This is a genomic window from Paenibacillus wenxiniae (assembly GCF_039822605.1).
GTDB lineage: Bacteria > Bacillota > Bacilli > Paenibacillales > Paenibacillaceae > Saccharibacillus > Saccharibacillus wenxiniae.
In genome coordinates, this window is the sequence record NZ_JBCGUH010000007.1 from 191,914 (window position 1) to 205,831 (window position 13,918).

Annotated in this window: 7 protein-coding genes and 2 riboswitches; of the genes, 5 read left to right on the forward strand and 2 right to left on the reverse strand. The window is 46.5% G+C overall.

Features of this window, described 5'->3' with window-relative positions:
* From AAHF22_RS14535 to AAHF22_RS14555, 5 genes are all read left to right on the forward strand, one after another.
* On the forward strand, positions 1–852 hold an 852-nt coding region (locus tag AAHF22_RS14535), incomplete at its 5' end, for a M42 family metallopeptidase (RefSeq protein WP_347325741.1).
* A gap of 1,037 nt (positions 853–1,889) precedes the next feature.
* The gene (locus AAHF22_RS14540; RefSeq protein ID WP_347325742.1) at positions 1,890–4,199 is read left to right on the forward strand and encodes a right-handed parallel beta-helix repeat-containing protein; all 2,310 of its coding nucleotides are present in this window, start codon (positions 1,890–1,892) and stop codon (positions 4,197–4,199) included.
* Between the two features lie 450 nt (positions 4,200–4,649).
* Positions 4,650–6,902 (forward strand): right-handed parallel beta-helix repeat-containing protein, encoded by a 2,253-nt coding sequence (locus AAHF22_RS14545; protein ID WP_347325743.1) that lies wholly within the window; start codon positions 4,650–4,652, stop codon positions 6,900–6,902.
* Positions 6,903–7,356: 454 nt separating this feature from the next.
* On the forward strand, positions 7,357–10,068 hold the full coding sequence (locus AAHF22_RS14550; protein ID WP_347325744.1) for a right-handed parallel beta-helix repeat-containing protein: 2,712 nt from the start codon (positions 7,357–7,359) through the stop codon (positions 10,066–10,068).
* A gap of 609 nt (positions 10,069–10,677) precedes the next feature.
* The gene (locus AAHF22_RS14555; protein WP_347325745.1) at positions 10,678–11,652 is read left to right on the forward strand and encodes a ring-cleaving dioxygenase; all 975 of its coding nucleotides are present in this window, start codon (positions 10,678–10,680) and stop codon (positions 11,650–11,652) included.
* Between the two features lie 322 nt (positions 11,653–11,974).
* Here AAHF22_RS14555 and sdaAA read toward each other — a convergent pair whose 3' ends face one another.
* Both sdaAA and sdaAB read right to left on the reverse strand, forming a co-directional pair.
* Entirely contained in the window at positions 11,975–12,868 is an 894-nt protein-coding gene (gene sdaAA, locus AAHF22_RS14560) for an L-serine ammonia-lyase, iron-sulfur-dependent, subunit alpha (RefSeq protein WP_347325746.1), read from the reverse strand.
* A gap of 14 nt (positions 12,869–12,882) precedes the next feature.
* Positions 12,883–13,548, reverse strand: a complete 666-nt coding sequence (gene sdaAB / locus AAHF22_RS14565; RefSeq protein WP_347325747.1) for an L-serine ammonia-lyase, iron-sulfur-dependent subunit beta — start codon at positions 13,546–13,548, stop codon at positions 12,883–12,885.
* 119 nt (positions 13,549–13,667) lie between these two features.
* A riboswitch (glycine riboswitch) is annotated at positions 13,668–13,747 on the reverse strand.
* Positions 13,748–13,750: 3 nt separating this feature from the next.
* Positions 13,751–13,861, reverse strand: a riboswitch (glycine riboswitch).
* Positions 13,862–13,918 lie beyond the last annotated feature (57 nt).

Sequence of the window (13,918 nt, forward strand, 5' to 3'; positions counted from 1 at the left end):
TCAGGTATTACAGATCAGGGGCTTATACGCTTTCAGCCACTCGGTGGTTGGTCTAACCAGGTGGTGCTAGCACAGCGGCTCCATATTGTTACTGATCAAGGAACCATTACAGGCGTTGTTGGCTCAACACCTGTTCATTTGCTCAGTCAGGAAGATCGTAACAAAGCGATCGACATTCGCAGCATGTACATCGATATTGGTGCCGATGATCGTGCGGAAGCGGAAGCAATGGGTATTCGTCCGGGTCTTCAGATCGTACCTGTATGTGAATTCACACCGATGGCGAACCCGAAAAAGATTATGGCTAAAGCATGGGACAATCGTTACGGTGTCGGTCTTGCCATCGAACTGCTGGAAGCACTGCACAAGCAGCCGCTTGGTGGAACTCTCTATACGGGCGCTACCGTTCAAGAAGAATTGGGCTTGCGCGGAGCACGTACAGCAACACAGCTCATTCAGCCAGACATTTTCTTTGGATTGGACTGTAGTGCTGCCAATGATATGACGGGTGATCGCAATGCATTTGGTCATATCGGTAAAGGCGCATTACTACGCATCTATGATCCAACGATGTTTACCCATCGCGGTATGATTGAATATATTCAGGATACCGCCAGCACCAATCATATTCCGGTACAATATTATATTTCGCAAGGGGGTACAGATGCGGGTGCCGTACATCAGAGTGGAATCGGGATTCCGTCCAGTGTGATCGGCATTTGCGCCAGATACATCCATACTTCCTCTTCGATCATTCATACCGACGACTACGATGCAGCCAAGCAATTGCTGATCGAACTAGTTAAAGGTATGAATGCCTCTACCTATCAAACACTTATCGAACGTGCTTGAGTAGCACGACTTGCGGCCCATGTGTTCTCTCTATTGTTATATGGAGAACGACATGGGCTGCTTCATTTCTCACTTACAGTATGAGCAGCTGTGATGCCTTTATGCTGTCCATTACAAATGTTACTCATGAGCAGTGTGTTATTAATGTATAACCCGCCAGTTCCCTGCTTCAATCCAGTAACAACGGGGCAAACGGCATATTTTTTTAAAAAATTGTAACCTTTTATACATACGTTGCTGTATTGGTGTGTAAGCTACCCGATCGAGTAGTTCATTTTATCATACCCGACACATCATATCATCTTTACTAATGAATAATGTATAACGATAAGCGGAATAGGAAGTAAGGGCTATAACGTTTCCTATTCTTCCATTAATTAACTATAAACTTGTTGCTGCAAATAAGAATTTTTGGCGATTACATCGTACTTGTCGCTGTATTATACTGAATCATGTCCCCAGAGAAAATGATTCATTAAGCTTATTGTCAGCAATGATCGTTCCTTACTTCATACCTCCATGATCGTTCCTAATCCGTTACGATATTGATCCGGGTGCCACTACTTCCGCGAGCCGTTATCCATGAACTGCTTGCTCTCACCTTCTCCGCTTTATTTTTATTTCGCAGCCCTGTCAGTCTTCCATCTCAGGCTGCCCGTATCCGTTTGAAAACGGGCAGCCGTTACTTTTTTCGTTACCGACAGAAGGGTTGCTATCGACCACGGTATTACGATAAATCTACATCTTTATACTCATATTCGCAGCGTTTGTTGCTCACTCCTCGCTTTTTCTTTTACCCTATGCACGCTACCACTCATTCCAGACTACATCTTAACTTTTTTATACCAAATCGTGCGAAAATCGTCGTTTTTTGTTTTTAATTACCCATTTTTATCTATAAATATTAATAATTAGATCAAACTATCCGACAAAATAACTAGCACATAAAGACTACTTCATTCTAATAGCAAACGGAGATGCATTGAACTAACCGATACAGTGTGAAACCAATGATAATTCAGAAAGGGAGTATTATAATGTTCGTAAAAAAATCAGTCATAGCGCTCGCTGTGGCAAGCTTGCTTGTGACTGGAGGTATCTGGTCACCTGCTCCTGCCAAAGCCGACAAGCTTGCCGATGGCAGTATCGTGACTACACTTAGCAGCGGTCCTACTACCAATACAGGACTAGACCTTTATGTTGACGGTTCTGTCGCCACGGGCGGCGATGGTTCCAAAGATGCACCTTACAAAACAATGACTCAAGTACGCGATGCGATTCGCGCCAAAAACGGAGCTTTACCAGCAGGCGGAATTACCGTCTGGGTCAAAGGCGGAACGTACAAGTTCCCTTACACCTTTGAATTGAATGCTTCCGATTCCGGCTCTGCTGGCAAAACGATCGTCTACCGTACATTTCCAGGCGAAAAAGTAATTCTGTCCAATGGTGTAGGCGTCGATCCATCGATGTGGCAACCGCTAAACGCCGATGCTCAAAAACGCGTCAACCCTAAAATCAGCGCGTCCAATCTGGTCGAGCTGGATGCTAAAGCACTTGGCTTGAGCAATATTAACGAATATCCAGGCGGTACTTCCTTTTCAGATAAATGGGGCATCGTTGACCTGATCGTTGATCATGAACGTCAGCCTGTTTCACAGTGGCCTAATGCGGACGAAACCGCAGGCAATAATCGCCCAGGCTGGACAACCGCAAACGGCTCGGCTGATGCAAGTTCCTTCTATTATGGTACAGGCGGTATTCCTGCTGATGGCGATACGACTGATGCACTGAATGCAGACGGCACTAATCGCGCACAACGCTGGCAAAAAAGTATCGCTGCCGGTCATGATCTGTATTTGCAAGGGTTCTGGAGAACCGCATGGGCACCTGCTATGAGCAAAGTACAGAGCATTAACTCGGGCAGCAACAGCATCACATTACTGGATATGCCATCCGGCGGAATGGGCGACAAATTTAGCAAGCAAATCATCGGCTCCAATCCGGTCTATCGCACAGGCAGTGGTAAAGAAGAATGGCGTGCACTAAACCTGCTCGATGAGATTGACCAACCGGGCGAATGGGCACTTGATTTTAAAGACGGCAAAATTTATTACTATCCTAAAAATGGCACAAGCATGATGGACAAAGATGTTGAGATTGCCGACAAAACAAGTGCTGTCGTCAAATTAACAAACGCCTCCTACATTTCGTTTTTCGGCTTCAATGTAGAAGACAGCATGGGGAACGGGATCGATATGCAAAACAGTCATCATATTACGATTGCTGGCAATACCGTACTAAATGTAGGCAATGGCGGAATTATCGATACCGGCGGTTATTCCAACGTTATTAAAAGTAATGACATTTACGATACAGGCGGCTTCGGGATTAGTGTAGGTAATCAAGGCGACCGCGCTACACTGACAGGTGCTAACACACGCATCACCAACAACCATATTCACAATATCGGCGAACATGCCCATCTCGCAGGCATCGTCATCCGCGACTCGGTCGGCATCTGGGTCGATCATAATCTCATTCATGATGTACCGCGTGATGCGATCCGTTATGAACGAAATAACAATCTGACGTTTGAATTTAATGAAGTACACAATACCGCGCTGGAAGAAACCGATACAGGTGCATTTTATACAGCACAGGACTGGTCTTCGTATGGCAATGATCTGCGTTACAACTTTATTCACCATAACCGTCGTTCCAATGGATTTTATGCGGACGGCAGTGACGCTGGCGACAACTATTACAACAATATTATTCAAGGCTCGGATCGTGCGTTGCAACTTAACGGACACCATAATATCGCCAAAAATAATGTCGTTGTCGCTTCCAATAGCGTACGAATCGAAAATCGCAGTGACACTAAAGATCAATCGCTCGCCGTTTCCAAAAGCTATGGCGTAGATAGCACACTGGCGGATACACTACGTTCCAAAAATCCAACATCCGGTGCATGGCTGGATTATGCCGCTAAACTCAAAACGAAATACGGCTATACCGATAACCTATGGTCTGATATTCTCGATCCAAACTGGCGCCCGGAATACTCGAACGGCTCTGCCATTAATAACAATGCGCTTGTTCAAGTAGGCACCATCATTAAGCCTAAATACGGTAACTATAGCGTTAGCAACAATACTGTGCTTGACACAGTAGCGGCAGCTAGCTTCTACAACTACAACAAAATGGATATGCGCACGAACAATGCGGAGATTCTGGCACAGTTCCCGAATCTGAACAGTATTTTCCCGCAAATTGGTTTGCAGCAAGATGCGTATCGTATCCGTGTCGTTACTCGCGCGGAAACAGGCGGTCTGACGAACCATTAATTGAATGTTGCAACTTGTATATATCGTGTGGCGCATTCAGCAATAGTTATGCATCTGTCTGACTTGTACATTCAGTTCAGTGATGCGCCGGCATCTGTTCTACTTGTCTACTTGCACGTACTTGCATATTGAGTAAGGCATGCACATTCGTATACAACAACATGGCTCTATTTTACTGTTCTAGCTTACGATTTTGGACTTTAGATAAGCTTCTATAAGCTTTATTATGCAAACTTCATCGCGCATCATTTTCTCCTTTTCACTTCAATAGATACACGATAGCAGCATGCTTCAGGTAAAAAAGCAGCACGCTTCAGGCAAACTTTCGCCGAGACGTGCTGCTTTTTATTTACCATTTTTTCACCTATTCATTTCCAGAAAATTGACACTTCCTCTTCCTCCTTCCTATACTGAGTGTACATAACGATATAGGGAGGTCAGGCATTAGAGGTGAAAAATATTCGCTATATCCTACTCGCAGCTGGTCTGGTTTTGTTGCTAACATTTCCACTCTGGCGTTTTGGATGGTCGGATAGTCGTCTTGGCTCGCTCGATAGCGGCCCTGATCCGCAAACTCCAGTCAATGTATATGTAGATCGTTCCGCTAATGCAAGTGGGCAAAATGGCAGCAAACAACATCCATTTACGACGATTGAAACTGCGCGCGATTATATTCGCGAGCTGCAACGTCCGTTACCTCAAGGTGGAATTACAGTCTGGGTCAAAGGCGGCGAATACACTCTTGCCTCTACCTTAGAATGGACAGCAGCCGATTCCGGCACAGCGACCTCTCCTATCATCTATCGCACTTTTTCGGGAGAAAAGGTCAGTCTAACGAATGGGAAAACCGTCAATCCAGCCGATTGGCGTCCACTGGATGCACAGGCACGCAGCCGTGTGAATCCAGCGATTAAGCCTGATCAGCTCGTTGAACTGGATGTGCGTAAGCTCGGATTTCGTAACAGTACCGGCTTTGCTGGCGGTGATTCGTTTACCGAGCAATGGGGCATTTTACAGTTGATTGTGAATGATACGATGCAGCCAATCTCTCAGTGGCCGAATCGCAATGATGCCAGTCAGGGGACACGTCCAGGCTGGGCAGTCGCATCGGGCATTTTGAATGCACGCTCCTTTTTCTATGATCCGAAGCAAAATCAGAATACAGGCGCCGCCAGTCGCATGATTAGCTGGGAAAAGGCAATTCAAAGTGGACATGATGTGTATTTGCAAGGCTTCTGGCGCACCGTCTGGAGTCCAGTAACGATTCGCATTCAACAGATTCAGTCTGCTTCGCGTTCGATCGAGCTATCCAAAACGCCTCAAGGCGGCATTGGTTCTAAATTCAGCACTTTTGCGGCAGACGCAACCGATCATAATCCGTATCGTGTAGGAGACGGCAGCGAGGAATGGAGACTGCTCAATCTGCTGGAGGAAATCGATCAACCTGGTGAATGGGCACTCGACTTTAAAGATGGCAAGCTGTATTACTACCCTGCTCGCCCATTAAATGAATCGCATACCGTGATCGCTGATAATACCGATCCGATTGTGCGCATCAACGGTGCTTCGTATATGAAGCTGATCGGTTTTGAATTGAAAAATGGGATGGGCAATGGCATTACGATGCAAAATACGAATCATATTACGCTTGCCGGGCTAACGATACGCAATGTGAGCAATGGCGGAATCACCGATCAGGGCGGCTCGCAAAATATGATTCAAAGCAATGATATTTACGATACAGGCAGCTTCGGTATTAGTGTGAGCAATGCAGGCAATCGAGCGAAGTTGATCGCATCCAATACGAGGATTACGAACAATCATATTTATAACACAGGCATACTTGTACATCTGGAGCCGTTAATCATTCGTGAATCGGTCGGGATGCGGATTGATCATAATCTGCTGCATGATGTACCAAAGGACGCGGTTCGGTATACGTTCAGCAACAAATTGCTGTTTGAATACAATGAAGTGCACAATACCGGACTGGTTGAAGGGGATACCGGTGCCTTTTATACCGCGCAGGATTGGGGTTCATACGGTAACGTACTGCGCTACAACCTGATTCACCATAACGAGCGCTCCAATGGCTTTTACGCTGATGGTGGCAGTAGCGGTAACACGTATCAGAACAATATTATTCAGGATACGAAACGCGCCTTTATTATTGAAAATGGTCATCATAATGTCGCTACAGGCAACTTGCTGATTCATATTGGCACAATGGAAATTAATGATCGCTCCAGCTCGCTCAACTACGGATTGAATAGCGAATACGCCCAGCGTCTACGTAAATTAAACCCGATGTCAGGCGCATGGAAAACATACGGCGAGCAGCTTGCCAAGCAATATGGCTTAACCGGCAATCTATGGAATCATGTGCTTAGTGCAGCCTGGAAACCGCAGTATCCTAACGGCAGCAAATTGAATAACAATGCCATCGTCGGACAGGCGAAAATTGCGTTGCCGAAAAAAGGCGATACGTCCGCGACAGGCAATGTGACGGTCAAAACGGTGCAAGCAGCCGGATTTTACAATTACAGCAATCTGGATCTGCGCACGAATAATAGTATGATTTTGAAAAAATTCCCGTCACTCAATCGTGTGATTACCGAAATCGGGCTGTATAAAGATCCTTATCGCGTACAGCCACTTAAGCGTAACGAGTATGATGCACTACGCAATCATGCGAGCAATTAAAGGTCTGTTAGACGATGTATATCGTCGATCTGGCAAAAAAGGGCTATCTGTTACTTCCTGCAAAGTATATCTTTTGCAGGAGTGGGATAGCCCTTTTCTCACCCAAACTTGACAAAGTTTTGCAGGCTATGCTGAAATAGTTACAAAAAAGCAACCAATGGGTAAACATTATGAAATTAAATTTACAAATATTATTTAATTAAGTTTATTTTTGCTAATTTTCATAAAATAATTTATGATACGGCATATAGTTTATACCGGTAAGTCGGTAAATGGTATCAAAGCATTCCTCTGTGGAATAGCAACGACAGCAGCTTTACGCACTTATTTGCTAGATAACTTTATCAAGGAGGTGAGTTTACGTTTCGCCATAGGATGGCATGATCTTGTAAAACGACCGGGTCATTGGAGCCTGGCAACTGGCATGTACAGAGAATGGAGGGAAATCATACGTATGAACAAGCTGCAAAAAATGATATCACTGACTGCGATCGTGGCACTGGGCACTACACTGGTTCAGCCTGGCGAGTACGCCGCTGCCGATCAGGTGAACAACCGTGAAGTGGTGACACTGGATAGCGGCGCAGCCGCCAAGACTGGATTGAATCTGTATGTCGATTCAGCAGGTAGCGATAGCAGCGGTGATGGCAGCAAAAGCAAGCCATTCGCTACACTCACTGCTGCGCGCGATGCGATCCGAGCACTGCATGGTGACTTGCCCGCTGGTGGTGTAACCGTATGGGTCAAAGGCGGCGAATATGAGCTGTCTAACTTCGAGCTGACAGCAGAAGACTCGGGTACTGCCGATAAGCCGATCATGTATCGAACCTATTCCGGTGAACAGGTCACGCTAACGAACGGTGTGCATATTGATACATCGGATTGGAAACCGCTCGGTAAAGATGCGGCTGCACGTGTTCACCCGGATGTGTATGCTGATGATTTGTACGAGCTAGATGTGCAAAAGCTCGGCTTGCAGCATATTCACCATTTTTCAGGAGGGACATCGTTCACAGAGCAATGGGGCATTATCGATCTGATCGCAGATGGTGTACGTCAGCCGATTTCGCAATGGCCGAATCCCGGTGAATCGGTAAACAAACACCGTAAAGGCTGGACGACTGCGAACGGCTCTGCCGATGCCAAGTCATTCTATTATGGCGAAGGTGGTATTCCGGAAAATGGCGATACGACCGATACACTTGATCTGGACGGCACCAACCGTGCCGCACGCTGGCAAAAGTCATTGGAATCCGGTCATCCCCTCTATCTCAAAGGCTTCTGGCGTACAGTCTGGAGTCCGATCACCAGCTCCGTTCAGCATATTGATACAAAGCATCACGTGATCACATTAAAGGACATTCCTGATGGTGGCATGGGTTCTAAATGGAGCAAAGCGGTCGAAGATTATCGTTCCAGTACGAGCGCAGCTAAGTCTGGCCAAACCGGACAATCGTTAGCCGCACAAACGACGCCACCTTCTGAGGACGATGCCTTGCATGATAACGATACATCCAGTAAATCATATCTAGTGTATAAAGATGGCGGTGCGGCTCAGACGATGACGCTCAAGGAAGAACAGAGTAATGATTCGCTGCTGGAAACGAAGCCTTCTTCTCCAGAAAAGGATGCGGAGGAAAATACGCCAGTCAAATTAACCGATAAAGGCGCTGAGCTATCCAGCTTACCGTCCGCTAACCAGGAATCTACAAAAGAAACTACGAAAGCGGCTGCGGATAACTCATCCGTCACCAGCGATGCCTATGGCTCGGTACAGGATGACGTATACAGCTCCACTAACTCGGTGAGCGATGATGTGTACGATTCTGGCTATATTGCTAAAATACGTGCGCCGTATCGCATCGGTACAGGTACGGAGGAATGGCAGGCGTTAAACTATCTGGATGAGATCGATCAGCCGGGCGAATGGGCACTCGATTTTAAAGATAAAAAACTGTATTACTATCCAAAAGGTAATCTCAAAGATTTGAACATGATTATCGCGGATGATGAAAATCCAGTCGTTTCGCTTAACAACGCATCCCATATTCAACTGATTGGCTTTACGATCGAGGGGAGTATGGGTAACGGTATCGAGCTGAAAAACACCGACCATATTACACTCGCTGGTAATACACTGCGTAATCTAGGTAACGGCGGCGTACTTGATGTAGGCGGCAAAAATAATCTGTTGCAGAGTAACGATATTTACGAAACCGGTGGCTTCGGTATTAGTATGAACAGCGCCGGTGATCGCAAAAAGCTTATTCCAGCGAACAGCCGTGTGACCAACAATCATATCCATAATGTGGGCGAGCTTACACATCTGGAACCGCTTCTAGTACGCGACTCGGTCGGCATCCAGTTTGATCATAACTTGCTGCACGATGTACCGAAAGATGCGGTACGCTATGTGTACAGCAACAATTTGACATTTGAATATAATGAAGTGCATAATACGTCGCTAATCGAGGGCGATACAGGCGCTTTTTATACCGCTCAAGACTGGGCGTCGTATGGAAATGTACTTCGTTATAACTTCATCCACCACAATAAACGCTCTAACGGCTTCTATTCCGACGGCGCAGACAGTGGAGACAACTATCATTACAATATTATTCAAGGCTCAACCAAAGGGATTTTGCTGAATGGTCATGACAATATTGCGACTAACAATCTGGTGATCGATTCCAATATGATTCAGGTCGATCAGCGTGGAGACAGCAAAAGTCATGGCGTGAATAGCATTTTCGCAGATCAGCTGCGTGAGATGAATCCAGGTAGCAATCCGTGGGCGAACTATGGCAAAGTGCTACAGGATACGTATGGCTATGATCATGATCTATGGAGCAGCATTCTTGATCCAAACTGGCACCCTGAATATCCAAATGGTACGAAAATGACCGACAATATGCTGGTGAATACACCGGATGTCGTCGTACCTAAAGTGGGCGATGTCAAAGTAGCCAATAACGATTCGATCAGCAATGTGAGCGATGCTGGCTTCTATGACTACAACAAAATGGATCTGCGCACAGACAATGCCAAAATTTTGGCGAAGTTCCCTAATCTGAACGATGTATTCCCCAAAATCGGTCTGCAAAAAGATGAGTACCGCATCCGTGTACTCACACGCGAAGAAACACGCGGCTTGTCTAACCATTGAGGACTGGTCTAATTACGGATGAATAGCAAGAATGGATATAGTTTGCATAAAATGAGTCTTCATCACTCACAGTAATTTTTGGCAGTATAACAGACCGTTTACTGCATAAACTAAATATCTATTTAACATGCCCCTGTCTACCTTTAGAGACAGGGGTTTTTCAAGCTTTTTACACACTATTATACTTGTTCCAATGCTCTTATGTTTTTCCTAGGCTCGTATGTTTTTCCTCTGTTCACCTATTTGCTCATACTTTTATCCTTATTCCTGCCCTCTTCTATGCTCTTGTAGCATGGAGTAAAATACTAATCATGCCGATCCAACAATCCACTGAGCAGTCCACAATGATAGGAGCATCAAACGATATCGCTTGCATCAACCCTACTGTTTCTCTCTATCTGTCCCTTATATGTATAGTCATAACCAGTAATAACGATTCTTTTATAAGGAGTGAGCACTTGCTATTGCATTTTATACTGGCTATGTTATAATTATCTTAAATTAAAGATTTAATACTTCAAACTATCTCTTTCCACTTTAAAATGTGAACGAACGCTATGTATATCCATAACGAATATAAATGATTTTATTCCCGAAAGGATGATTATGATGGAACTTAAAGGTATTCACCATGTATCGATTATGACTGGTAAAGCAGAGAAAAACTTTGAATTTTATACTAAAGTGCTCGGTATGCGTCTCGTGAAAAAAGGCGTGAATCAAGATGATACGACGTCCTATCATCTATTTTATGGGGATGCGGTCGCTTCGCCAGGTACAGAGCTGACTTTTTTTGATATCCCGCATATCGGTCCAAGCTATCCGGGCGTATCGAGCATTTCGGCTTCCGCGCTGCGTGTCGCTACTACAGCAGCACTGCAATACTGGTCGGATCGCTTTGATGAGTTCAATGTCAGTCACGAAGAGATCAAACAACGTGCAGGACGTGATACGCTCGCTTTTCAAGACTTTGAAGGAACACGTATTATCCTTGTTGCCGACAATAACGAGCAAGGTGTTGCACCGGGTCATGCTTGGAACGGCTCAGACGTGCCTGTCGCATACGGTATTCTTGGACTCGGCCCGGTCACACTGACGGTCGCAAAGCCTGATGCTACAGTAATGATTTTGACAGAAGTGCTTGGCTTCCGCCGTGTTGGTTCCTATCCATCACTTGTCGGTGAGCAGCATGCCGATATCGAAGTGTATGCAACCGGTGAAGGCGGTGCGGGCGCTGAAGTTCATATCGAGACGCGTCCAGATTTGCCAGTCGCGCGGCTTGGGCGCGGCGGTGTGCACCATGTCGCTTTCCGTGTTCCGAACGAAGCGGAATATGACGTATGGGCGAATCGCCTGACTGGACTCGGCATTCCAAACTCGGGTAAAGTCGATCGTCACTACTTCCGTGCGCTGTATTTCCGTGAACCTAATGGTATTCTATTTGAACTATCCACAGACACACCGGGATTCGATGTAGATGAATCGATGGATTCACTCGGCGAAACGCTATCCCTGCCCCCATTTCTGGAAGGACGCCGTGCAGATATTGAAGCCAAACTTCGTCCGCTGGTGTTGAACGATTAATGATTAGCGGTCATGATGACTAGTAACAATCCCCTTCATTCTACAGAGTGGAGGGGATTGTTTTCGATTTCTGTGATATGTAATATGTGGTGTGCTGTCTATTGTATCATGCAGATGCTTTTGTTATGGATACGTTTGGTGCACGATTTTGACCGTTATGCAGAATAGTTTGCTCTCATTCTACGTTAGGCTATGATTCGGTTTATGGAACATTAGCAGCAACATAATATGTATATTTTATAGGCAAAATAAAAAGGGACTGTCCGCAGACCGTCCCTTTCTATCATTTCAAACACAAAAGAATACTTTTTACATAAAATGCTTAGCCGCCTTGATTCTCCCGACGACGTCGCAACTCTTCAGTAATTTTACGCCCGGTTGGTGTCTGTGCGAGACCGCCACGCGCCGTTTCGCGGTGCTCACTTGGCATCGAGCGACCGACCTGTAGCATTACATCAACGACCTCGTCAGATGGAATCGCGCTCCGTACTCCAGCCAGCCCCATATCTGCCGCTGCCAGCGCATTCACCGCACCCAAGCCGTTACGCACGATACATGGAATCTCTACCAGACCTGCAACTGGATCACAGATCAGACCGAGTGTATTTTTCAGGGCAAGTCCGACCGCATGCATGGCTTGCTGCGGTGTACCGTTACGCAGCTCTACAACAGCGCCTGCCGCCATACCGATCGCCGAACCGACCTCTGCCTGACAACCGCCTTCGGCTCCCGAAATCGAGGAGTTATTCGCAATCACATAACCGATCGCACCGGCTGCAAATAAACCGAGCACCATTTGCTCATCACTCCAGCCAAATCGCTCCTGTGTACTCACAAACACACCCGGAATAATTCCACATGAACCTGCGGTAGGGGTCGCGATAATGCGTCCCATCGATGCGTTCACTTCGGACACTGCCAGCGCATACGACATCGCCCGCGTCGAATGACTGCCTGCGGCGGTCTCGCCCCCGTTTAGATAGTCATACACCCGGCGCGCATCACCGCCCGTTAAGCCACTGCGCGATACGGTATCTTCATGAATACCACGATGCACCGCTTCTTTCATCACTTCATAATAGGCGGTCATCTGCTCCACCACTTGCTCACGCGATACCCCTGTTTCTTTTACCTGTTCTACAATCATCAGCTCAGCAATCGAGCATTGTCTTTCCTCACATAAGCGTACAATATCCTGTAATGTACGAAATTGCATACTATCCCTCCTTCCTAATCCAGATCGATGACGATGGCACGTGTCACATGAGTTAATGCTTCGATCTGTTTCAACACAGATGCAGATGGCGCACCATCTAGCTCGATCAATGTCATCGCTTCACCACTACGTGATTTGCGATCCACGTCCATAAAACCGATATTCAGTTCGCCTTCACTTAGCGTGCGAGTAATATCTGCCAGTACCCCTTTGCTATCCATATGCTCCACAACGAGCGTTGGATACTGACCGGAGCCTTTGACATCAAAGCCGTTCAGCTCATGAATCTCAATATTGCCGCCCCCGATCGATGCTCCAGCCAGCTCAGCCTGCTGCTCACCACACTTCAGACGTAAACGTACAAAGTTCGGATGCGGGTAATTACCTGACCCTTTACTAAACTGAATCGTCATGCCCTGTTCATCGGCAATCTCTGCCGCATCCGGTAAACGCGGATCATCCGTACTATAATCAAGCAATCCGCCTACAAGGGCCAGATCGGTTCCATGACCCCAGTACGTTTCGGCAAAAGAACCATATAATATAATGTCCGCATGTTCTGGTAACTGACCAAGCAACTGACGAGCTGCTCTGCCGAGTCTTGCCGCTCCTGCCGTATGGGAGCTGGATGGACCAACCATAGATGGGCCGATAATGTTAAATACATTTTTAAAACGCATACGCTTCCCCTTTTCCGCTGCTGCATAGTATGAGCAGATGCTGCTGTTCTATCCTTAGGTAATGCCATTTGAAAACACGCACCAAAAAAGGACAGAATACAGCCTGCATGGCCTGTATGCTCTGTCCTCGTTACCTGAGAGTTTGGACGAAACGAAATCCCGTCATACCCCTTGGGTGGCTATTATGCTCTCTCCAGAGTTGCGTCCCAAAGCGGTTCCTGTTACCTGAGAGATTAACTGACGGCTGGCAACCGGCAGCTTGCTCCTTCGGTGGCGGACCACATTCGTCCGCAGACTCTCCCGCTCTATTCATCCGCGTTGTATGATGCGCGGGAGCATTGCTGTTTCCCGAACATGTTTCCAATCATTC